The sequence below is a fragment of the Magnetospirillum sulfuroxidans genome, from assembly GCF_018224925.1.
In the GTDB taxonomy this organism is placed as follows: Bacteria; Pseudomonadota; Alphaproteobacteria; order Rhodospirillales; family Magnetospirillaceae; genus Magnetospirillum; species Magnetospirillum sulfuroxidans.
Map to the genome: position 1 here is coordinate 120401 of NZ_JAGTUF010000003.1, position 21610 is coordinate 142010.

General features: G+C 65.6%; 22 protein-coding genes and 1 pseudogene. 14 read left to right on the forward strand and 9 right to left on the reverse strand.

The annotated features are described in order from the left end of the window. The first annotated feature begins 117 nt into the window (after positions 1-117). Both KEC16_RS05600 and KEC16_RS05605 read left to right on the forward strand, forming a co-directional pair. Entirely contained in the window at positions 118-1362 is a 1245-nt protein-coding gene (locus tag KEC16_RS05600; protein ID WP_211546701.1) for an exonuclease SbcCD subunit D C-terminal domain-containing protein, read from the forward strand. After that, positions 1359-5117, forward strand: a complete 3759-nt coding sequence (locus tag KEC16_RS05605) for an AAA family ATPase (protein WP_211546702.1) — start codon at positions 1359-1361, stop codon at positions 5115-5117. Before KEC16_RS05600 ends, KEC16_RS05605 begins: the two co-directional genes overlap by 4 nt. A 23-nt stretch (positions 5118-5140) precedes the next feature. Here KEC16_RS05605 and KEC16_RS05610 read toward each other — a convergent pair whose 3' ends face one another. Next, entirely contained in the window at positions 5141-5518 is a 378-nt protein-coding gene (locus tag KEC16_RS05610; protein WP_211546936.1) for a hypothetical protein, read from the reverse strand. On the opposite strand from KEC16_RS05610, the pseudogene KEC16_RS05615 reads away from it, so the two are divergent. Both KEC16_RS05615 and KEC16_RS19740 read left to right on the forward strand, forming a co-directional pair. After that, positions 5409-5885: pseudogene (locus KEC16_RS05615) on the forward strand (IS630 family transposase); the annotation flags it as partial. The gene KEC16_RS05610 and the pseudogene KEC16_RS05615 sit on opposite strands and share 110 nt — an antisense overlap. Beyond that, on the forward strand, positions 5859-6068 hold the full coding sequence (locus KEC16_RS19740; protein WP_346344041.1) for a DUF6441 family protein: 210 nt from the start codon (positions 5859-5861) through the stop codon (positions 6066-6068). The pseudogene KEC16_RS05615 and the gene KEC16_RS19740, both read left to right, overlap by 27 nt. Before the next feature lie 6 nt (positions 6069-6074). On the opposite strand, the gene KEC16_RS05625 is transcribed toward KEC16_RS19740, so the two are convergent. Both KEC16_RS05625 and parS read right to left on the reverse strand, forming a co-directional pair. Beyond that, on the reverse strand, positions 6075-6500 hold the full coding sequence (locus KEC16_RS05625; protein WP_211546704.1) for an RES family NAD+ phosphorylase: 426 nt from the start codon (positions 6498-6500) through the stop codon (positions 6075-6077). Next, complete coding sequence (gene parS / locus KEC16_RS05630; protein WP_211546706.1) at positions 6500-6931, reverse strand: type II RES/Xre toxin-antitoxin system antitoxin; 432 nt, start codon at positions 6929-6931, stop codon at positions 6500-6502. The genes KEC16_RS05625 and parS overlap by 1 nt, the downstream gene beginning before the upstream one ends. A 126-nt stretch (positions 6932-7057) precedes the next feature. On the opposite strand from parS, the gene KEC16_RS05635 reads away from it, so the two are divergent. The 4 genes from KEC16_RS05635 to KEC16_RS05655 are packed head-to-tail and all read left to right on the forward strand — an operon-like array spanning position 7058 to position 9227. Further along, on the forward strand, positions 7058-7486 hold the full coding sequence (locus KEC16_RS05635) for an acyl-CoA transferase (protein WP_211546708.1): 429 nt from the start codon (positions 7058-7060) through the stop codon (positions 7484-7486). A gap of 18 nt (positions 7487-7504) precedes the next feature. Continuing rightward, on the forward strand, positions 7505-8347 hold the full coding sequence (locus tag KEC16_RS19745; protein WP_249208819.1) for a phage tail tube protein: 843 nt from the start codon (positions 7505-7507) through the stop codon (positions 8345-8347). A 30-nt stretch (positions 8348-8377) separates the two neighbouring features. Beyond that, positions 8378-8710, forward strand: a complete 333-nt coding sequence (locus KEC16_RS05650; protein WP_211546710.1) for a hypothetical protein — start codon at positions 8378-8380, stop codon at positions 8708-8710. Continuing rightward, positions 8703-9227, forward strand: coding sequence for a DUF1833 family protein (locus KEC16_RS05655; RefSeq protein ID WP_211546712.1), 525 nt, complete (start codon positions 8703-8705; stop codon positions 9225-9227). The genes KEC16_RS05650 and KEC16_RS05655 overlap by 8 nt, the downstream gene beginning before the upstream one ends. Before the next feature lie 149 nt (positions 9228-9376). On the opposite strand, the gene KEC16_RS05660 is transcribed toward KEC16_RS05655, so the two are convergent. Continuing rightward, entirely contained in the window at positions 9377-9646 is a 270-nt protein-coding gene (locus KEC16_RS05660; RefSeq protein ID WP_211546714.1) for a PIN domain-containing protein, read from the reverse strand. Further along, the gene (locus KEC16_RS05665) at positions 9643-9891 is read right to left on the reverse strand and encodes a type II toxin-antitoxin system Phd/YefM family antitoxin (protein WP_211546716.1); all 249 of its coding nucleotides are present in this window, start codon (positions 9889-9891) and stop codon (positions 9643-9645) included. Before KEC16_RS05665 ends, KEC16_RS05660 begins: the two co-directional genes overlap by 4 nt. Positions 9892-9932: 41 nt before the next feature. Between KEC16_RS05665 and KEC16_RS05670 the strand changes: the two genes are divergently transcribed. Next, positions 9933-10406 carry an NlpC/P60 family protein gene (locus KEC16_RS05670; protein WP_211546718.1) on the forward strand — a complete coding sequence of 158 codons (474 nt, stop codon included), beginning with the start codon at positions 9933-9935 and terminating at the stop codon, positions 10404-10406. Further along, positions 10406-11152, forward strand: coding sequence for a tail assembly protein (locus tag KEC16_RS05675; RefSeq protein WP_249208821.1), 747 nt, complete (start codon positions 10406-10408; stop codon positions 11150-11152). Before KEC16_RS05670 ends, KEC16_RS05675 begins: the two co-directional genes overlap by 1 nt. 329 nt (positions 11153-11481) lie before the next feature. On the opposite strand, the gene KEC16_RS05680 is transcribed toward KEC16_RS05675, so the two are convergent. After that, positions 11482-14271, reverse strand: coding sequence for an ATP-dependent DNA helicase (locus KEC16_RS05680; RefSeq protein ID WP_211546720.1), 2790 nt, complete (start codon positions 14269-14271; stop codon positions 11482-11484). 175 nt (positions 14272-14446) lie between these two features. Here KEC16_RS05680 and KEC16_RS05685 point away from each other — a divergent pair, with 175 nt between their 5' ends. Further along, a complete protein-coding gene (locus tag KEC16_RS05685; RefSeq protein ID WP_211546722.1) occupies positions 14447-17188 on the forward strand; it encodes a hybrid sensor histidine kinase/response regulator in 2742 nt (913 codons plus the stop codon). Here KEC16_RS05685 and KEC16_RS05690 read toward each other — a convergent pair. Then, positions 17172-18029 (reverse strand): AraC family transcriptional regulator, encoded by an 858-nt coding sequence (locus tag KEC16_RS05690; protein WP_211546724.1) that lies wholly within the window; start codon positions 18027-18029, stop codon positions 17172-17174. The genes KEC16_RS05685 and KEC16_RS05690 overlap by 17 nt on opposite strands. A 101-nt stretch (positions 18030-18130) precedes the next feature. Here KEC16_RS05690 and KEC16_RS05695 point away from each other — a divergent pair, with 101 nt between their 5' ends. Further along, positions 18131-18667, forward strand: a complete 537-nt coding sequence (locus KEC16_RS05695; RefSeq protein WP_211546726.1) for a carboxymuconolactone decarboxylase family protein — start codon at positions 18131-18133, stop codon at positions 18665-18667. An 89-nt stretch (positions 18668-18756) separates the two neighbouring features. Here the strand turns inward: KEC16_RS05695 and KEC16_RS05700 are convergent, their stop codons facing one another. Both KEC16_RS05700 and mutY read right to left on the reverse strand, forming a co-directional pair. Next, complete coding sequence (locus tag KEC16_RS05700) at positions 18757-19344, reverse strand: hypothetical protein (RefSeq protein ID WP_211546728.1); 588 nt, start codon at positions 19342-19344, stop codon at positions 18757-18759. 15 nt (positions 19345-19359) lie between these two features. Continuing rightward, complete coding sequence (gene mutY / locus KEC16_RS05705) at positions 19360-20421, reverse strand: A/G-specific adenine glycosylase (RefSeq protein WP_211546731.1); 1062 nt, start codon at positions 20419-20421, stop codon at positions 19360-19362. 35 nt (positions 20422-20456) lie between these two features. Here mutY and KEC16_RS05710 point away from each other — a divergent pair, with 35 nt between their 5' ends. Beyond that, positions 20457-20945: a DUF721 domain-containing protein gene (locus tag KEC16_RS05710; RefSeq protein WP_211546733.1), complete on the forward strand. Its 489-nt coding sequence runs from the start codon at positions 20457-20459 to the stop codon at positions 20943-20945. Positions 20946-20997: 52 nt separating this feature from the next. Further along, positions 20998-21600 carry a DsbA family protein gene (locus KEC16_RS05715; protein WP_346344036.1) on the forward strand — a complete coding sequence of 201 codons (603 nt, stop codon included), beginning with the start codon at positions 20998-21000 and terminating at the stop codon, positions 21598-21600. Positions 21601-21610: the final 10 nt, after the last annotated feature.

Here is a 21610-nt window from a genome sequence, read left to right on the forward strand (position 1 = left end):
GCCTTGCTCCACCACGGGGTCAACTCCAACATTGACCGGCATATCGTGGCCGCGTAGCCTCCTCAACCATAGGTTTGCTAGAAGCGATCTTTAGGGGGTCGAGGGAATCGTCCAGAGATGAAAATCCTCCATACGTCTGACTGGCATCTTGGCCAGGAATTCCATGACTTCGCCCGTGATCACGAGCATTCGGCGTTCCTTGCCTGGCTTGAGGATCGATTGGAGGAGCATGCCGTTGATGCCCTGCTGGTCACCGGGGACATTTTTGACAGCCAGAATCCGCCGATCACGGCGCAACGCCAACTCTATGATTTCGTGGCTCAAGTGGCCCGCCGGATGCCCGCGCTTGACGTGGTGCTTATCGGCGGCAACCATGATTCGGCCGGTCGCCTTGAAGCGCCCCGTACGCTGCTGGAGAGCTTCGGCGTAAGAGTGGTTGGCAGCCTCCCACGCGGCAGCGATGGTCGCATCAATCCCGATCATCTGCTGTTCCCCCTCACCGACAGCGACGGCGAGGCGGCGGTGTTGTGCGCGGCGGTGCCGTTCCTGCGCCTGCCTGATTTGCCCCCCGCGCCGCAGGACGAAGCGGATGGCCTGATCTGGGGCGTGCGGCGGGTCTATGAGGAGGTTCTGGCGCTGGCGGCGGAGCGCCGGACCGGCGGCCAGCATCTGGTCGTCACCGGCCACTGCTACATGACCGCCACGGAGATATCCGATCTGTCGGAGCGGCGCATACTTGGCGGCAACCAGCACGCTTTGCCCGCCGACATTTTCCCCGACGACATCGCCTATGTGGCCCTTGGGCATCTTCACAAGCCGCAGATGGTCGGCGGCCGAAGCCATGTCCGCTATGCCGGATCGCCCCTTCCCCTGTCGGTCGCAGAAAGGGACTACAAACATCAGGTGGTTCTTGTCGATCTCGGGTCTGGCTGCGCAGAAATCACGCCGCTGCATGTCCCCCGGTCCGTCCCTGTCCTACGGGTTCCCGCCAGCGGCGCCGCCCCGGTCGATACGGTCCTGGAGCAATTGCGCGCCCTGGATGTGGGCGATGATCGCGGCTGGGAATGGCAGCCATATCTCCATGTCGAGGTCACCCTTGACCGCCCGGCTCCCAGCCTGCGCCGCGACATCGCCGAGGCCCTGGGCGGCAAGGGGGTGAGGCTGGCCAAGTTGGCGGTGCAGGCGGCGTCGGCGACATCCCCCGTGGTCGGCCTGATCCAGCCCGACCTCAATTCACTGCAGCCGGAAGATGTGTTCTCGCGGCGCTGGCGCCGCGATTATGAGGGCGATCCGCCCGAGGATGTGCTGGGCTGCTTTCGCGAACTGCTCGAAGGCCTGGAGACCGGGGACGCCGCGCCGTGAAAATTCTCGCCATTCGCGGCCGTAGCCTCGCCAGTCTGGCCGGCGCCTTCGAAATCGACCTGGAAGCGGCACCGCTGGCCGAGGCTGGGTTGTTCGCCATCACCGGCCCCACCGGTGCCGGCAAAAGCACCCTGCTGGATGCGCTGTGCCTTGCCCTTTACGATCGTCTGCCGCGTCTGGACGGAGTGGCGAAGTCGGCGGTCGGCCGCACCGACGACGAAAACCGGCTGGCCGGCAACGATGTCCGCACGATCCTGCGCCACGGTGCCGGGGATGGGTTCGCCGAAGTCGATTTTGTCGGCCGGGACGGGGGACGCTACCGCGCCCGCTGGCAGGTGCAGCGAGCCCGGAAGCGGGCCGGTGGCAAGGTGCAGGACCAGGTCATGACGTTGACCGTCATCGGCAGCGGCGAAAACCTCGGCGGCACCAAGACCGAGACCCTGGGGGCCATCCGCGACAAGACCGGCCTCGATTTCGATCAGTTCCGGCGGTCCGTTCTTCTTGCCCAGCACGATTTCGACGCGTTCCTGAAGGCCGCGCCGAAGCAGCGCGCGGCCCTGCTTGAGCTGATGACCGGCACCGAGATCTACAGCCGGCTGTCGGTGGCGGCCCATGAGCGGGTGCGTGACGAACGGATCCGGCTGGAGGCCATCGAGGCCGAGGCGGAGGGCATCACCGTTCTGTCAAACGAGGACCACGCCACCGCCATGGCCACCTGGATCGAAGCCGAGGCCGACTTGGCCCGGCTGATCGCCGAGGTCCGGCGACTGGCCAACGATGCCATCTGGCATCGGCGACAGGCTGAACTGGCCGGCTCGGTCGGCACTGCGGAAACGGCATTGCGGGGGGCCGAGGCGGCAGACCTGGACCTTCAGTCCGAGCGCGATCGCCTTGCCGACATCCGCCGTGCCCAGGCGTGCCGGGAAGTGGTGACACAGGCCGACCGATTGACCACCTCCGTTCATGGCCTGACCACCCGGCATTCCGAGGCTAATGATGCCTCTACCCGGTGTGCCAACGCGGCGATTCTGACACACGAGCAGAAAAATGCGGCCCACGAAGCGGAAGAGGCAGCGGAAGCGGCGTTCAAGGAGGCTGGCCCCCTTCTCGATCAGGCCGCCTCTCTTGATGCGCGGGTCACCGCCGCCGCCCATCACGAGCAAGAGGCGAAGACCACAGCGACCGCCGCGGAAAAAGCCATGGCCGAGGCCACGGCAAGCCTCACCCGCCAGACGCGGCAGCGCGACGACGCGGCCACCAGCATTGGGACCATCAACAAGTGGCTGGGGGAAAACGGCGGCCGGCGCGAACTGGCGGAGCAGATCGAGCGGTGGGTGGATGCCATCACGACCCACGCCCAGGCCTCCGAAGGCCTTGATGCCACCATCGCCGCCCAGCGACTTGCCGAGAAAACTGCGGCCACGCTTGAGACCGAGCGGCAGGCGAGTGAAGACCGGAAGGCGGTGGATGGACCGCGTTTGACAGCACTGGAGAAGCGCCAGGCCGCCCTGGAATCCGACATTGCCGGCATCGACGGCAATGGCCTTGAACGGCGGCGGGACGGCCTGACCGATCTGCAAGCGGCTTTGAGCGATCTAGGGGGGAGCGTCCGGACGGGAGCGGCCTTGGTCTCTCGGCGCCAGACCATCCATACCCGTCGGGAGGAAGCTCGCGGCGATCTGGCCTCGGCGACAAGCACCCTTGCCGAGATCACCACCGACCGAGCCCGCGAACAGGGCGCGTTGGATGAGGCGCGCCAAGCGCTGGCCTTGGCGGAAGCGGCAAACGGCGAACATGCCGCCGCCTTGCGCGCCCGACTGATAGATGGTCAGCCCTGCCCCGTCTGCGGCTCGTCCAAGCATCCGGTTGCCACGGCCGTCACCGCCCTGACGGCCCTGCTACTCCACCATCGCCATCAGGTCGAGGCGAGCGAGGGATCCTTGCGGAGGTTTGACGACCTCCGGCAGGAGACGGTCGCCAAACAGGAAGCAGCCCGGACGACCCTGGAGCAGTGCAAGACCGACGACGCGGGGATCGTCACCGAAGCAATGGCTGTGCAGCAGGCCTGGGACGCCGCCTCTGGCATGGCACAAGCCGGTGCCCAGTCCTTGAACATCGCCCTGCCGCTGCTGCCGCATTCCCCCGAGGACGAGGCAGCCGGCCTCGGCGTTGCGGGAGCGGCCGAGATGGTTGCGACCGCCATGACAGAGGTTCGCCAGTCGCTCCAAACTCTGGAAAATCTGCGCGGCGACCGCGATCAGGTGGCACGCGACGCCAGCATCCTGCGGGAGGCTGTCAGCACGGCCATCCAGAGACTGGCTGAGATCGCCCTCGCCCAGGCCGCATCCACGGCCGAGATCGGGCAGGCGCAGCGCGACCAGGAGCGATACCGGGACGCCATGCAGACCGCACAGGACCGGCTGGAGGTGCCGCTGGCGGTCATTGCCGATTGGCCTGATCGCCTCCGCGGCGATTCGGACGATTTGATTCTGACCTGCCGGCAATATGCCGACGAGTGGCGCCAACATATTGCTGACCGCGACCGTCAGCAGGGGATTTTCAACTCGCTGGAAGTTCAGGTGCGGGGGGCGACGGTAGCCGAGCAACAGGCTCGGACGCAGGCCGAGATCGCCGGCCGACGGCTGGAGGAGGCAAAGCAAAGCCATGCCGATTTGCTGGCTCAGCGCGCGACACTGTTCGACGGGCGTCCGACCGCCGAAATCCGCAGCGGACTCAATGCGGCGCGCCTGACCCGCAAGCAAGAGCATGAGGCGGCGTGCCAGAAAGCCGCCACAGCCGATGCCGCCGTCAGCGCCACAACGGCGAGCCTGACCATGCTGGCGGGGCAATTGGCGGAGGAAAGCGCTCACCGGGACGAAGCGCTGGCCGAACGGGATCGGCAGTTGGCGGCCCAGTCCCTGCCCCTGGATCAGGCCCGCGAGTTGCTGGCCGTCGATGCCGCATGGATCGAGGCGGCCGAGGAAAGGGTTGTCGCATCCGGCCAAGCCCGGCAGTCGGCGCAGGCGGTCCTTGACGAGCGCAAGCGAATGGCGGCCGAGCATGAAGCGGCGGAGCGGCCGGCGCAATCGGCCGAGGACGTCGCCGCGGCCCTTGCCGCGGCGGAGGATGCCAAGGAAGCAGCCAATGAACGCCAGATCGCCTGTCGGCGCGTCCTGGACGACGACCAACGCAACCGGGATCAGTTCGCCGGCCTGCAAGAGCGCATTCAGTGCCAGCGGGGGATCCATGACCGGTGGAAAACCATCTCGGATCTCATCGGTTCGGCGGATGGCGCCAAGTTCCGCAGCTTCGCCCAAGGCTTGACTCTCGATCACCTGATCGTGCTGGCCAATCGCCACCTCGCCGATCTCACCCCACGCTATATGCTGGAACGCTCACCCGGCGGCGACCTGGACTTGCAGGTTCTTGACCGGGATATGGGCGATGAGGTTCGCGGCGTCGGTAATCTGTCGGGCGGCGAACGCTTCCTGGTGTCGCTGGCGCTGGCACTCGGGCTTGCCGGCATGAGCGGCCATCATGCGCTGGTCGAATCGCTCTTCATCGACGAAGGATTTGGTGCGCTCGACGCCCACAGTCTGGACATCGCCATCTCCGCCCTTGAAGTTCTCCACGCCTCGGGACGGAAAGTCGGCGTCATCTCCCATGTCCAGGCGATGGTCGACCGGATCGGAGTGCAAGTTCGCGTTACCAAGATTGGCGGAGGACTGAGCCGGGTTGATACGGTGTCGGCATAGAGACACCAAGCAGTGCAGGTCCTTTACCCTAATATCCGGCAATCCGTTTCCAGGAAGGCGCGCCGCTGCTCGGCCCATCCCACAGGAAATGGCTCCAGCAGATCCGCCAGCTTCAGCCCTTTGGGCTGGCGACCGGCGAGGATGGCCTCGACGATATCCGGCGCCAGCAGGGTCAGGCGCAGCACCTTGCTGACATAGCCACGGTCGATCTTGTCGGCCTTGGCCAGTTCGTTGATCGAGGTGTGCCGTCCGGATTCCAGTTGCCGCCGCCAGCGGAAGGCACGGGCGACGGCACGGGTCTTGGCGCTGCCGAGTTCGCCCCCACCCGGCAGCGCTACGCATTGGACGGGCCGCGCCGCCGCAAAGGCCGTCGGCATCAGCTTGCGGGCGGTCCAGCGCATTTGGGACGCGCACCGCCTTCAGCCCCATCGGCTCCGCACCTTCAAGAAATCCAACGATCCCGCCTTCGCCGCGAAGGTCGAGGATGTCGTCGGCCTCTACATGGAGCCACCCTGCCATGCCGTGGTGCTGTCCATCGACGAGAAGAGCCAAATCCAGGCGCTCGACCGTACCCAGCCCGGCCTGCCGCTGAAGCCCGGCAAGTGCGCCACTATGACCCATGACTACAAGCGCAACGGCACCACCACGTTGTTTGCCGCCCTCAACATCCTCGACGGCACCGTGTTGGGGCGCTGCATGCAACAGCACCGGCATCAGGAATTCATCAAGTTCCTCAATACGGTGGAGCGTTCCGTTCCGGCGGGAAAGATCAAGCGGGGCGGTTTCGCCAAGGGCAGCGCCTCGGCGCTGCGCACCGGGCGCGGGATGACCAGTGTGGTGATGTTCATCCTGGTGCCGCAGGTCAGCTTGAAGAAGCGCCTCGACGTGGACGGAGTTGCCGAACGATGGGCTTCGGCCCTGCCTGAGCTGATCGTCAGGAATTGGCGGTGATGGCTGTCAGAATAGTCTCGCATCGAATTGGAAAGGGCGCTGCGATTCGACCTGAATGTGCTGAGCATGGGGATGAAGTGGATTGATCAGGACGTTCCACTCCTCGGGCACGATGACGGACGGCACCCGTAAAATCGCGCTTCTCCCCGAGGCGAGCCACGCGTCGCCAAAGGCCCTGGCGGTTTCCATGGCTTGGGGCTGCGCGTCTTCGAATCCCACGTCACCGGTCTCGATCGCGAATAGCCGATAATCCTCGGGCAGAAGATCAAGCGGCAGGTCGAGGTGGACACGAACCTCAAGGACGGCGAGAGCGGCTGATCCGGCGCAATACATGACAGGCCGTCCCGGTGAATTCCAGCGCCCCCCGAACATGCGGGCACCTTCGCCGTCCAAGGCGGAATGGACCTCGCGGGCCAGTCGCCACAGACGCATCAGGCCGCGATCCCATGGGCTATGCGGCCCAGAATGGTCTCGACCTCGCGGGCACCTTCTTCGGTGTCGAGCAAATCGAGCGGAATCTCATTGGCCAGCGCGGTGGTGGACCGTCGCAGCCAGCGATGCGCCTTATCCTGAGTGCCGAAGACCTCCTCGGCGATCGCCATGACGCGGGCGACCCGCATCAGCCGGTCGGATTGATCCGTGGTCAGGGTGCCGATACGTTCCCGATGGGCCAGCGTCTTGCGCGGCAGTACGACACGATCGGTTTCCGCACGGGACAACCGCCCCGACTGCATCAAGGCATGCACGGCACTGACCGGTAGTCCGGCCCGAACGGCGCGGATCAGGTCGAATTGACTGAGAATCGCCGCCCCGACGACTGAGGGGCCTCCGACGACATCAATGATAGCGGTTGGTGTGGGCATAACTGCGCTCCTTGGCGATATGCCCAGTATGCGCGTGCAAATCGCCAAATTGCAAGGGCGCGCATTCTCCGCATGACGTGCGGAGAAACAGCCCAAATTCTCCGCATCCAGCTCGGATACCCGCCCATGCCCAGCGTCCGCGAACAGCTTCTCACCGCCCTGTTGGCTCAGTTGGAAACCATACCCGGCGCTACGGCCAAGCGGGAAGCGCTGTTGCCCGAGACGGTGCCTGCCGGTGGTCTGATCATCCTGCGCGACGGCGATCCCGGCGACCCGGAGGTTGTCCTATCGCCGGTCACCTACCTTTGGGAACACCAGAGCGAGATCGAGGTCATCCTCCAACGCGGCCAGGACGACGACAGCGCCGCCCTCGACACCTTGCTGGTGGCGGTGGGAAGCGCCCTGGCCGCCGACCGATCCCTGGGAGGGCTGGCCGAATGGCTGGATTGGGGTGCTCCCAAGACATCGGGCCTCGCCATCGACGGGGCTTCTGCCCTGCGGGGCGCCACGGTGCCCGTCACTATCCACTATTCCAGCCCCGACCCGTTGGGCTGATCCACAAGGAGTTCACCGATGGGCAAGACGCGCGCTTACGGCGCCGATTGCGTGCTGCTGGCCGCCTTCGAGGCGAGCTACGGCACGCTGCCGATGGACGGCTATACCCGGCTGTCGTTCAAGGAATGCAGCTTAGGCGCCGAGCGCCCGCTGGGCTACGACCCGCTGCTGGGCCAGGGCCGCGACGCCCAGGACCCGTTCTACGAGGCGATCAAGGACGAGGGCGATATCGGCGTCCCACTGGATATTCGGGCGTTGGGCTTTTGGCTCAAGGGGCTGTTTGGTGCGCCTGCCACCGCCGACAATGGGGATGGCACCTTCGACCATGTCTTCACCTCGGGCGGTACGCTGCCCAGCCTGGCCCTGGAGATCGGCCACGCCCAACTACCCCTACATCGTCCCGATCATCGGAGGGAATTGATCATGGCCGCCAAAATCAGTTTCCCCCATGGTAATGACTGGGGCGTCATCGGCCCCGAGAGCGACCACGATCTGCCGGTGAATTCGACCCTGGGCCACCGCTTTCAACTCGTCTATGGTGAGATCATTGATCGCTATGACGGCGTCACCGACGACGAGGTCCGCGAAATTGATGCGGCGCGCGTCGTCGAGAGGCAGGCCGGGGAACTCCAGACGGCCAGAACCGCCCTGGTTCGGCGGGTCAAATCGGAAGCGGCGCAGCGGATCGCTACCCTGGACTGGAAGGTCGAACGCGCCCGTGAGCGGGACGCCCTGAACGGCACCACAACCCTCCAGGAGGTCTATGCCGAGCGCGAGGTCATTCGGCTGGCGAGCAACCAGGCCGAAGCCGCCATCGCCAAACTCGCCACCCAGGAAGAGATCCTGGCCTTCTCCTGGTAGCCCCTTCCCCCCGACCCGGAATTCAACGCCATGACCGAACAATCCCCGGACATCTGGGCGGGCGTCGCCACCCAGTATGTGGGCGCGTGGGGGCAAGCCGCCCCCATGGTCCAGATCGCCGCCATCGCCGCCACGGTGATCATCATCGCCATCCTCGCCTGGGCGTGGTCGTGGCGGCGGGAACCGCCGGATTCCTCCGGTGTTCCGGTCGAAGCCTTCGCCCATGTGGTCGAGGAGCAGGCCCGCCAGACCGAGGCGCTGCGCTCGGCGGTCGAGGGCCTGTCCGAGATCGTCCACCAGATCCGCCTGCTGCTGGAAGCCCGCACCCTGTGCCCCTATGGCGAGGACCGGCGGGATGCCTGATCCGCGCTTAAGCCAGGCGTTGCGCGAAGCCTACGCCGCCGCGCCCGCCGACACCGTCATCCTGCACACCCTGGAAATCTGGCACCCGACCTTCGCCGAACCGATCCGGGTGGTCCGCGACCATGCCGACCTCACCGCCCGGTTGGAGGCGGGAGCGGCGCGGAACGGGGGGCAAAGGGTCACCTTCATCGCGCTCACCTTCGATCTCGACCTGCCCCCGGTGGACACCGGCCCGGTCCCCGAGATCGCCGTCACCCTCGACAATGTCGGCCGCGATCTCTCGGATGCGCTGGAAGCCGCGGCCATCAGCCAGGACCGGATCGAGGTCATCTACCGGCCCTTCCTCTCCACCGACCTGGAGGGGCCGCACATGGACCCGCCCATCACCCTGACCCTGGCCGAGGTCGAGGCCGATACGCTCCGCGTCACCGGCCGCGCCCGCATGCTGGATGCGGGGAACAAGTCGTTTCCGTCCATCACCTATACCGCCCGGCGCTTTCCCGGCCTGGCGCGGTAACGGGGGTCAGGTTTCCCAGGGATTGAGGATATCGACGCCGGCCGCCGAGAAATCGGCAACGTTGCGGGTCACCACGGTAAGGCGATGCTTCAGGGCGGTGGCGGCGATCAGGCTGTCGATGGCCGGCAGCGGCTGTTTGATCCGTGCGGTCAGGCGGCCCCATTCATCGGCGACGGCGGATCGACCGGCAGCACTCGGCTATCGAACCAGTCGGGCAATTCGATCTCCAGCCAGGCGATGATCCGGCCACGCCGCCGTCCGTCGGCCAGTTTTTCGGCGCCCCGGCGGATTTCCCCCAGGGTCAGGGCGCTGATGAACAGCGCCTCCTGCGGCACGGTCTCGAACCACTCCACCACCTGCGGTGCCGGAGCGGGCCTGATCAGCTCGGACAGGGCGCAGGTGTCGACCAGATAGCTCACACCTCGATGTCCCGCGACGGCGAGCGGTCGCGCTCGACGTCGAGGTCCACGCCGGACAGCGGCGAAGCCCGCAGGAATTCCACCAGCGACGGTTTGCGCCCCTTCAGCCGCTCGTACTCGTCCTGGGACATCACCACCGCCGTGGTGCGGCCCCGAACGGTGATCGCCTGCGGGCCTTCGGCTGCGGCGCTGCGCAGCAGCTCGCTGAACCGGGCCTTGGCGTCCTGAACCGGCCACGCGTGCATGGGCATCTCCTGACCATTCTGACCAGATGAGGATAGCGACAATGACCCGCGAATGCCAGTCGCCGGTTGGCGCCCCCCATTGGGCCATCGCCTTGATCGGCCTGCCGTGGTCCGTCCACGGCGGCGAAGCCGCCAATGAACGAATTGCCGCCTCCGGCGGCAGCGGGCCGGACTCCTTCAATTGCTGGGAATTCGTCCGCATGGTCCAGGCCCGCCATTTCGGCCGCCTGCTGCCCGAGATCGGCAATCCCGAGGACATGCTGGTCATGGGCCGGACCTTCCGCGACCACCCCGAGCGTCGGCGCTGGGCCAAGGTTGAAACGCCTGCAGAGGGAGATTGCGTCCTGCTGCGCCGATCCCGCCATCCCATCCATGTGGGCGTCTGGCTCGATGTTGATGGCGGCGGCGTCCTGCATTGCGCCGAGGGCGCCGGGGTGGTGTTCCAGCGTTCGGACGCGCTCGCGCTCAACGGCTGGGCCGTCGAGGGCTTCTACCGCTTCATCGGCGACCAGTGATGACCGCCTCCATCGTCATCGTCACCAATCCGTTCGAGCCGGTGGCCAGCCGCTCGGTGCATGCGGTGGACTCAGGGATCACGGTGGGCGGCCTGTTGCAGGCTTGCGGCATTGCCGAGGAATGCTGGGCCGATGGGCCGGAAATCCTGATCGGCGGCATGGCGGTGCCGGTCGGCATCTATGCCGTCCGGGCCATCGGCGACGGCGAAATCGTCACCGTCATTCGCTGGCCCCAGGGCGGCGGAGGCGGTTGTGGGGGCGGCAAGAACCCCATGCGGATCGTGCTGACCATCGCGGTGATGGTGGCCGCCATCTATCTGGGTCCCATGGCGGCGGCGGCCATGGGATATACCGCCGCCGCCATGGCCACCGCTGGCATCGCCCTGGCCGGCTCGATGCTGATCAATACGGTGATCCCGGCCCCCAAGCCCTCCATGCCGTCGCTCAACTGGGGTGGCAGCGGCAGCGCCCCGGCCCCCAGCCCGACCTATTCGCTCCAGGCTCAGGGCAACCAGGGCCGATTGGGCCAGCCGATCCCGGTGATTTATGGTCGCCACCTGATCTATCCCGACCTCGCCTCGGAGCCCTACCAGGATTACGTCGGCGGCGAGCAGTACCTGTATCAACTCCACGTCATCGGCCAGGCGAACCATTGGGCGTGCAGCAACGCCGTCAACGACGATCCCTGCGAAGCGGTGGCAATACCGTTCGACGTGATGTGCCTGCACCTGCCAAGGCAGTCGTGAATTGGCCTTGCCCTCACTGCCAATGTGAAACGGGAATCCGCGTCAGTTAGTCTGGCCGAAGGACAAGGACAAGTTCTTCACCAGCCTCGGGGGCGAGACGCAGTTAGCCATTGCCACAACGCCTTCATTCCCGCCGGCACCTCTTACACCCCGATGAAATCATCCGGGGGAGTCTTGGCTGTCCAAGATTTCCCCGGACATTTTTATGGCGCGCCGGAAAACGCGGCATAAGGATGAATGGGACAGCCTTTGTTCCCGTCTTTCAAGGAAGGGCGACAGATGGAAGGCTAATCCCATATCCCGTTGAGCGGAACCGATCATCGCGATCCTCAGCCGGCGGGCGAATCCGCCGGCGAGCGGCCGTCCTGCCCTTGCAGAAAAGCCTGTGTTTCCGCCACCGCTTCGGCTAATCCGACCTTGCGCACATCGACCCCTGGCGGGAAGGCGCTGTGCAGGCGTGACGGCATCATCGGGTCAAGCAGGACAAAGACGCCGTGGTCGCCGGCCCGGCGCACCAGCCGGCCAAAGGCTTGCTTCAACCGCAATCGGGCGATCATGTCGTCATAGGATTTGCCGCCAAAGGCGGCGCGGCGGTGCTTGTGCAAGATGTCGGGACGCGGCCATGGCACCCGATCAAAGACGATCAGGCGCAGCGAGCGGCCGGGAACATCGACGCCGTCGCGCACCGCGTCGGTACCAAGCAGGCAGGATTCTTCCTCGGCGCGGAAGATATCGACCAGGGTGGCGGTGTCGAGATTGTCGATGTGCTGGGCCAACAGCGGCAGGCCGGCTTCGTCCAGGGGGCCGGCGATGCGCGCATGCACGGCTTTGAGGCGCGAGATGGCGGTAAACAGCCCCAAACCGCCACCGCCGGCGGCGATGAACAATTCGCGATAGGCGGCGGCGACTTGATTAAGATCGTCCTTGCGCACGTCCGACACCACCAGCACCCGGGTTTGCGCGGGGTAATCGAAAGGCGAGGCCATGGCGGCGCGCGTTGGCGGGGACGGCAGGTGAATTGCGCCGCTGCGGCGTTCCGCCACCGCCCAGCCAAGATCCGATTCGCCATCGCGCAAGGTGGCCGAGGTGATCAGCAGACCGTGGGCGGGTTCGGCCACCGTCTTGGCGAAGGGAATGGTGGGGTCGATCCAATGGCGGTGCATGCCGACGTCGAAATCGCGGCCATCGAAACGCTCGACGCTGAACCAATCGACGTATTGCTCGGCTTTGCGGCCTTCCAGCAATTCCTCCAGCATGGCTTTCCAGCCGCTCAAGGGCAGCAGCGCCCGGCGTTCGATCGAACGGGTCAGCCCCTCGATGCGCGAACGGGTGGCGCTGTCCAATTCGGCGGCGTCATCATCGAGGCTTTTGCCGAGCACGCGGGCCAGGGTCTGCAAGGGTGCCCCCAGCTTGCCCAGGCAATGGGCCAATTCGGCGGCGGCTTCGGCCAGTCCGTCGATGGCTGGGGCGCATTCGGTTTCCAGGCTATAGGGCGAATCGGCCCCTTGCGTGCGGGCATAGACCTGCTGACGGACCAGGGCCAAAAAGCGTTCGGCGGCATTGATCGGGGCGCCGTCTTGTAAACGGTTTTGCCAGCCGGTGGCCGGCAAGGCGTGGGCGGCGGCCAATGCCGCGTCAAGGGCGGCGGGGGCTTCCTCGGCCAGTCCCAGCAAGTCTTCGGCCCGGCGCTTGAGCCCGCGCGCGCGCGAACGGGCGCCGGTGCCGGTGCCGCCGTCTTCGGCCCCCAGCAGCCAGCGCCGCACTTCGATGCCCTCAAGGCCGGACAAATGGGCGGAAAAGGCGCCGTCGGCGGCGTCGAAAACGTGGTGGCCCTCGTCGAAGACATAGCGGGTGGGGGCGGCGCCGTCATCCAGCCCGCCCATGGCCGCCTGGATCATCACCAAGGCGTGGTTGGCGATGACGATGTCGGCGCGGCGGGCGCGGCGGATGGCCCGCTCGATGAAGCATCTGGTGTAATGCGGGCAGGCCGAGAAAATGCATTCGCCGCGGCGATCCGCCAGCCCTAACGTGCGGACGCGGCCAAGCAAATCGCCCAGCCAGGCGGGGAAATCGCCGCCGACCATGTCGCCGTCGCGGGTGGCCAGCGCCCAGCGCGCCATCAGCCCCGAAGCCACCGCTTCTTGCGCCCGGTTGCGGGCCACTTGTTCTTCCAGGTTCAGCAGGCACAGGTAATTCTCGCGGCCCTTGCGCACCACCACCTTGCGCGCCTTGGTGCCGGGATCGGGAAACAGACGGTCCAATTCGCCGTCGAGCTGGCGTTGCAGGTTGCGGGTGTAAGTGGAAATCCACACCGGAGCCCCGTTCTTTTCCGCCCATACCGAGGCGGGGGCGATATAGCCCAGCGTCTTGCCGGTGCCGGTGCCGGCCTCGGCCAGCACCAGACGCGGTTCGCCCGCCTGGTCGCGGGGCTGAAAGGCGGCGGCGGCGGCGCTGGCGTAATCGGCTTGGGCCGGACGCTGTTCGGAATCGCTGCCAAGCAGGCGGTCCAGCCGTTGGCGGGCTTCGGACGGCTCGACCGGGATGGTGCCGGCGGCCGGTTCGGGGGCGTGTTCAGACCATTCCGGCAGCCGTTCCCACACCCGCAGGCCCGAGCCGCGCCCGCCATCGCCGGAAACCCCCAGGGCGGCCAGCACCGGATTGCCCCAGCCCCAGCCGGCGCGGGCCATGGCCCAAGCGGTCGAGCGGGTGTCCGAGGCGCGGGCGGCGGTATCGCCACTGGTGCGCTCGGCCAGTTCCTGCAACAAGGTGCGGGCGACGCGGATCAACGCTTCGGCCTCGTCCTCGGCGTCGTGGGGGCGGGCCAGTCCCATGGCCTCGGCAAGCCCCTTGGGCGTCGGCAGGCAGAATCGCGCCGGGCGGACAAAGGCGAACAGTTCCAGCAAATCCAGGCAAATGAACGGCTCGATCCCCAGCCGGCTGGCCACCGCCGGGGCATGGCAGAGCATGGGGCATTCATCCTTGGCCCGTTTGGCGGCGGCGGCCAGGGATAAGGGATGAAATTCGCCGTCGGTATCAAGCAGCACGGCGCCGCGCAAGGATACGACCAGGGCGGGGGCATGGGGGATCAGGATGCGGGGGGGGGCTGGCGGCGCGGACATGGCCGGAGTATAGGCGGAACAAAGCGCGTCCGCATGGACTTTTCTCCGCCCCGATGGTTGAATGCAGGCGCGGTTGTTCGCGGATATTTTCCAAGCCTGCCGTCTTTGTTCGACGTCACGGCGAGGATCGACATGCGCGGGTGGCATTGCGGCCGATGAGGACAGGAAATCCGCGATGAAAATTTTTGTCGGCCTTCATCCCTTGGCCCGCATGGGGCTGTTGCTGACCTCGTTTCTGGTCGGTTTTGTCTTGCTGATCGTGCTGGATCAGGTCTTTGCCCGTTTGATCGACGAGTTGGACCGTTCGACCGAGAATGAAAAAGCCCGGCTGGTCATGGCCGAGTTGATCATCCAAGACATCGGCCGGATGGAATCGTCCTTGTACCAGATGGCCTCGGCCCGCCATCCGCTGGCCCTGGAACGTTTGCGCGACGAGGCCAAGCAGCATGTGCTGGCCTTGGGGCGACGGCTTGATGTTCTGGAGATCGGGGGCGTCGCCGAGGAAGTGATCCGTCTCAATATGGGCGGACGCGACGAGATGATCCGGTCTATCGCGTTTCGGCCAACCGCCGACAGCCAGGATTTCCTGCCTGAGATCGTCGAATTGCGGACCAAGCTGTTCGATATCGACCTGAAGATAAATCAGGCCAATGCCCTGTTAACCCGCCGCAATGGTTTATACGAGGTCGATGCCGCCGACCGGCTGGGGCCGGCGATGGCCGAGGTGGAAAGTTCCCTGCGCTTGTTTTCGTCGCTGATGGACCGCATGCGGGAAAATGCCGGGCGGCTGTTTTTCCATGCCAGCCAGCGGATGGAGGCGCTGCAATCCGAGATCGAAACGCGCAAGGACCGCTATCTGGCCATTGAGATCGCCCTGGCGCTGGCGACGGTTCTGACGGTGCTGGGCTTGGCGGCCCTGGTCGCCAGGCAGATTCTGGCGGGCGGCGCCCGATTGCAGGCCATGGTCGCGGATCTGCGTCAGGCCAAGATTGGCGCCGAAGCCGCCAATCAGGCCAAATCGGAATTCCTGGCGACCATGAGCCACGAAATCCGCACGCCGATGAATGGGATCATCGGCATGACCAGCCTGTTGCTGGACACCCGGCTGGATCGCGATCAGGCACATTTCGCCAATACGGTGCGCATATCGGCGGAATCGTTGCTGACCATTCTCAACGACATTTTGGATTTCTCGAAGATGGAGGCCGGGCGGCTGGAATTCGAGGAAACGTCGTTCGAAATCGCGCCCCTGATCGAAGGGGTGATCGATATCTTGGGGCCGCGGCTGCGCGACAAGGATGTCGATCTGTCCTATTTCATTCCGCCCTCGGCCCAGGGGGTGTTTCGTGGCGATGCCGGGCGCTTGCGTCAGGTGCTGCTGAACCTTGCCGGCAATGCCGTCAAGTTCACCGATCACGGCGCCATCGCCATCGCCGTCGAGGTGTCCGTCGAAATGTCCGGCGACGCGGAGGCGGGGCGGGCGCGCTTGCGCATTGCCGTCACCGATAGCGGCATCGGGATCGCCGAGGCGGCCAAGGCCAAGCTGTTCGGCACCTTTTCCCAGGCCGAGGCATCGACGGCGCGTCGCTATGGCGGCAGCGGTCTGGGCTTGGCCATCTGCAAGCGCATCGTCACCATGATGGGCGGCGCCATCGGCTTTGACAGCCGCGAGGGCCAAGGCAGCACATTCTGGTTTTCGGTGCCGCTGCTGCGCAGCGATGAAGCCCCGACCGACACGGCGCCGCAAAACCCGTTGAGCGGAATCCGCGTCTTGGTGGTGGATGACAATCCCATCAATACCGAGATCTTCCAGCGCCAACTTCTGGCCTGGGGGGCCGATGCGGTCTGTGCCGCCGACGCCATGGCGGCTTTGGCCATCTTGCGGGGGGCCGCGCCACCGTTTCAGGTGATGGTGCTGGACTATCTGATGCCAGGGGTGACCGGAATCGATCTGGCGGCGATGATCCATGGCGATCCCGCTTTTGCCTCGTTGGCCATTTTGCTGGCGACCTCGGCCGGGGATGCCGAATTGGCCGAGCGGGCGCAGCATTTGGGCATCGACACGGTCTTACACAAGCCGGTGCGGCAAAGCGTTTTGCTGCGAAGCCTGCTGGCCTTGCTGGGGAGGGCCGACGTCGCGGTCGAAGCGCCCGGCGTCGCGGTGTCGGCCGACGAGGTCGCGGCCTTTCCCTTGCGCATCCTGGTGGCCGAGGACAACGCCATCAATCAACAGGTGGCGGTGGGCTTGCTCGCCAAGCTGGGGCACCGTGCCGATGTGGCCGATGATGGGGCCGAGGCGGTGGAGCTGGTTCGGTCCGGCGATTATGACCTGGTGCTGATGGATATGCAGATGCCGCGCGTCGATGGGCTGGCGGCGACGCGGATGATCCGGGGGCTGGAGCGGGGAAAATCCGGGCTGGTCATCATTGCCATGACCGCCAACGCCATGGCCGCCGACCGCGAGGCTTGCATGGCGGCGGGCATGGATGATTTCATCGCCAAACCCATCGACCGCCGCCGGTTGTCGGCCACCTTGGACCGTTGGAGCGAGCGGTTGATCCAGGCCCGAACCGAGCGGGATCGCCGCGCGGCCCCTGCGGCGGCGCTGATCGACGAAGCGGTGGTCGCCGATCTGCGTGACGCCTTGGGCGATGACAGCTTCGATCATCTGCGCAATTCGTTCGTGGCCAAATTGCCCACCTATCTGGGCAATATCGCCGCGCCGTTGCAGGCGGGGGAGGTGGTCGCCGCCGCCACTGCCGCCCACACCTTGAAAGGGGCGGCGGCCAATCTGGGCTTTGCCGGTATCGCCGCCGCCGCCGGGGCCTTGGAACTGGCTGGCAAAACCGGCAATGGCGATTGCGCCGCCCTGGCCGACACGTTGCGCGCCGTGGCCGCGCTTAGCGCCCAGCCTTAAGCAAGTCCCTGGCGCTGGCGCCGAAATGACGCGAAAATGCCCGTGACAACGCCGCCGGGCTGGCATAGCCGACCTCTTGCGCCACCCGTTTGAGCGAGGTTCCCCGCTCCAGCGCGGCCCGTGCCAGCAGCATGCGCCAACCGCTCAGATACTGACCCGGCGGTTGTCCGACCACCTGATGAAAGGTTTCGGCGAAGACGCTGCGCGACAAGCCGGCGCTGTCGGCCAGGGTTTCCAGCGTCCAGTCCCGTTCGGGATTGTCGTGCATGGCGGTCAGGGCCAAGGCCAGGTGCGGATGGGCCAGTCCGGCCAAAAGGCCCAAGCCGGATGGGGTGTCCATGGATTGGCGCAAGATATGGACGATGGCGGCTTCGGCCAGGCGGTCCATGATCACTTGATGGCCGCAATGACGCTGATTCGCCTCGACGAACAGCAGGTCAAGAATGGCCGCCAATTGGGAGCCTTGGCCGCCATCGTTCAAGGGCATCACCAGGATCGGCGGCAAGGCGCGGATCAGGGGATTGGCGGTTCCGCCCAGATCGACGGTGGCGCAGGCCAGGTCGGCGCCGCCGTTCAGCCCGCACAGATCATGCGGTCGCGGCCGAGCCAACAAGATGGCCGCCGGGGCGGCGATGTCGTGGACATTCCCGCCGTGATCGGTGAGACGCAGCTTGCCATGGCGCAAGACATGCAGGTGGCCGGCCCCCTCCATGTCGTCGGAAAACCGGGCTGGCGCCGCCAGCGGGCCGGTGTGAAACACCCGCGCCGAGACCCGGACCCGGTGCAAAATTCCGGCAAGGCGGTCGACGGAAAGATTGTGGCAGGTTTCGATAGTGGACATGATAGGACGATCTGCAATCAAGTAAGGACAATAAATGCTCTATCGTATGGCATGGTACGGGACATCACAAGCGTTCCAACATTCCTTCGAGGAGAAACATCATGGCCAATATCCCGCTCATTGATCCCGCCCAAGCCAATGCGTCGGCCAAGCCGCTGCTGGATGGGGTCAAGCGCAGCTTCGGCGCCGTTCCCAACATCTTCAAGGCCATGGCCAACAGCCCGGCCACCTTGGACGGTTACCTGGCCTTTGCCGGGGCGTTGGGCAAGGGCGGACTGGATCGCAAGTTGCGGGAACATATCGCCTTGGCGGTGGCCGGCATCAATGCCTGCACCTATTGCGCCTCGGCCCATGCGGCGGTTGGCAAGTCGCTGGGGATCGGTGAGGCCGAGGCCCGCGATAATCTGCTGGGCAAGAGCGCCGAGCCCAAGGTTGCCGCCGCCCTGACCTTGGCCCGCGCCTTGGTGACCAAGCGCGGTCGCCTGTCCGAAGCCGATTTTCAAGCGGTGCGCAACGCTGGCTATGGCGATGACGCCATTGTCGAGATCATCGGTCACGTGGCGCTGAACATCTTCACCAATTACTTCAATCTGGCGGCGGGGACCGAGGTGGATTTCCCCCGCTTCGAATTGACCTGAACGGAAGCGGGCCGGTCATCCCCTCAACATCAACAAATCATGCCCTGATTCGTTCAGATGGCCAGTGCACCATCTGAACGGATTTGGCCTTAGGGACAGGGATGGCGGGTGTCGCGGCTGTCACACAGGCCGACGGATTGGGCGAAGGCGCTCCATTGCCGCAGCATGTCGGCGGGGAAGGCCGGACTGTCCTGGGGGCCGAAGGGGGGGCCGCGCCATTGCCGCTGCACCGCGTATAACGCGTCCTTGCCCTGGATGGCGGTGGCAAGGACGAACCCGCCATGGCCCGAGGTTTTACCCTTCGAGCATGCCACCGAGACGGTGGCCATGGGGTAGCCGTTGACCGGTCGTTCGCTGATCGGGCCGGGGCCGGCGGCCTCGCAGGCGTCGCGGGAATATTGGACGATGCTTTCGGCGAATTGGCGGGCCGATTGGGTCGAATGCGGATAGATCTGCACGGTCAAAATCTCGGTCCAGGATTTTTCGTCCTGGCCGGGCGGATAAAGCCGGGTCACGATCATCTTTTCGCTGCGTTGCAATTGCACCGGCGCCCAACCTGTCGGCGGCACCAAAAGCAGACGCTCGCCCGGGGCGTTGGCGTCGGCGGCCGACGCGGCGGCGGTTCCGGCGGCGATAATGGCCAGCAGCAAAAAAGAGGCAAGGTTCCTGGCGCGCATGGTCATGGTCCTTGGTTAATAGGCCTTGGCGAGGGCGTGGCGGATCACCTTGTTCATCACGCTGGGTAAAGCGTGATCGCCCAGCTTGTCCAGCGCCACCCAGATGCCAAGCGGGGTCGCGTTGCTGCTGGCTTTGCCAGCGACCAGACGAAGTTCCAGGTGAAAATGGGTGAAAGTGTGGCGGACCAATCCGGGGAGGGGCCGCCACGGGGCGGCAAGCGGCTGTTCCGCCGCCAGTTCGTCCGCCTGCCATGGACTTTCCCGCCACGGGGTCGAGGGAATTTCCATCATCCCGCCCAGCAGGCCTTGTGGCGGCCGCCGGCGCAGCAGCACGGCGCCGTCCTTGCGTGCGGCCCAAAACATCACGCCGTGGCGGGTCGGGCGTTCGGCCTTGGCCAGTTTGGCCGGCAATTCGGCTTCGATGCCTTGTTTGCGGCCGTCGCAGGCGGCCATCCACGGACAGATGCCGCAGGCTGGATTGCGGGGTGTGCACAGCGTCGCCCCCAAATCCATCACCGCCTGGGCGTAATCGCCGGGGCGCAGGTCGGGCGTCAGGCTGGCGGCCAAGGCTTTCAGCCGCGGCTTGGCGGCGGGAAGCGGTTCGCTGACGGCGAAAAGCCGCGCCATCACCCGTTCCACATTGCCATCCATCACCACCGCCCGCCGGCCAAAGGCGATGGCGGCGATGGCGGCGGCGGTGTAATCGCCGATGCCGGGCAGCTTGCGCAGGGATTCCTCGTCGTCGGGAAAGGCGCCGCCGCGCCATTCGGCCACCACCTTGGCGCAAGCATGCAGGTTGCGGGCGCGGGCGTAATAGCCGAGGCCGGCCCAGGCATGCATGACCTCGTCGGAGCTGGCGCCGGCCAGGGCGGCGACGGTCGGCCAGCGTTCGAGAAAGCGCAGAAAATAAGGGGCCACCACGACCACGGTGGTTTGTTGCAGCATGACCTCGGACAGCCATACATGATAAGGATCGGCCGCGGCGCCGCCCTTTTTGCGCCATGGCAGGGTGCGGCCGGCGCGGTCGTACCAGGCAAGCAGGGATTGAGACAGGGCGGTGGGGTCGCAGACAGGCATGGCGGCAGCTTAACGGCTGGATTATCCTTGTGTCCATGAGCGCCGACAAAACCGACAAGGACAAACGCCGTTACGGCATGGTGCAGGTGGGCATTCCGGTGGGACAGCTGACCAAACCCATTTTTGGCCGCCACGGTTTCGCCGGCGGGGCGATGATCGTCGATTGGCCGGCCATCGTCGGCGCCGCGGTGTCTTCTTATACCTTGCCCATCCGGGTGCGCTTCCCCCCCAACGAACGGACCGGCGGCACCTTGGAGATCAAGGTCGCCAATTCGGCCTTCGCCACCGAATTGCAGCATCTGGAACCATTGATCCTGGACCGGATCAACGGCTATTTCGGTTGGGGGGCGGTGGCCCGGCTGAAATTGCGCCACGGCCCGTTGCCGCCGCGCTCCAAACCGGCGGCGGCCCCCTTGGAGCCCAAGGCCGAGGCCCGCTTGGATCGGATGCTGGAACAGGTGGAGGACCCGGATTTGCGCGCCGCGTTGGAACGTTTGGGCCGTCATGTGGCGGCCAAGCCTTGAACCGGCCCGGATCGACGCCTAATATCCCCGCCATCGTATGATGGAGGTTCCCGTGAAGGTTCTTGCTTGGTTGTGTGCCGCTGTCGTGGCCTTGTCCGCTCCTGTTGCCTGGGCCGCTGGAAAAGATGACAGCTTCCCCATCGATCAGGTGCAGGGAAAGGCTGACGCGCCGGTGACCATCATCGAATACGCGTCCACCACCTGCGGCCATTGCGCCAATTTCCACAAGACCACCCTGCCCGAGATCAAGAAGAACTGGGTCGACACCGGCAAGGCCAAGCTGATCTATCGCGATTTCCCCACCGGTCCGGCGGGGTTGTCCATCGGCGCCTCGATGATCGCCCATTGCGCCGGTCCCGAACGCTATTTCGGCGTGCTGGCCCTGATCATGGAGCAGCAGGACAAGTGGCTGGGCTCGAAGGATCCGCTGGACGGGCTGAAAAAGACCGTGCGCTTGGCCGGATTGAGCAGCACCGATGTGGATGCCTGCTTGCAGCGTCAGGATCTGTTCGACGGCATTCAGGCGCGGGCTGAACATGGCAACAAGCAATTCGGCATCGATTCCACCCCGTCCTTCGTCATCAACGGCAAGGTCGCGGTGGGCGCCAAGTCCTATGAGGACATGAACAAGCTGTTGATGGACGCCGCCAAGTAAGGCCGGCGCT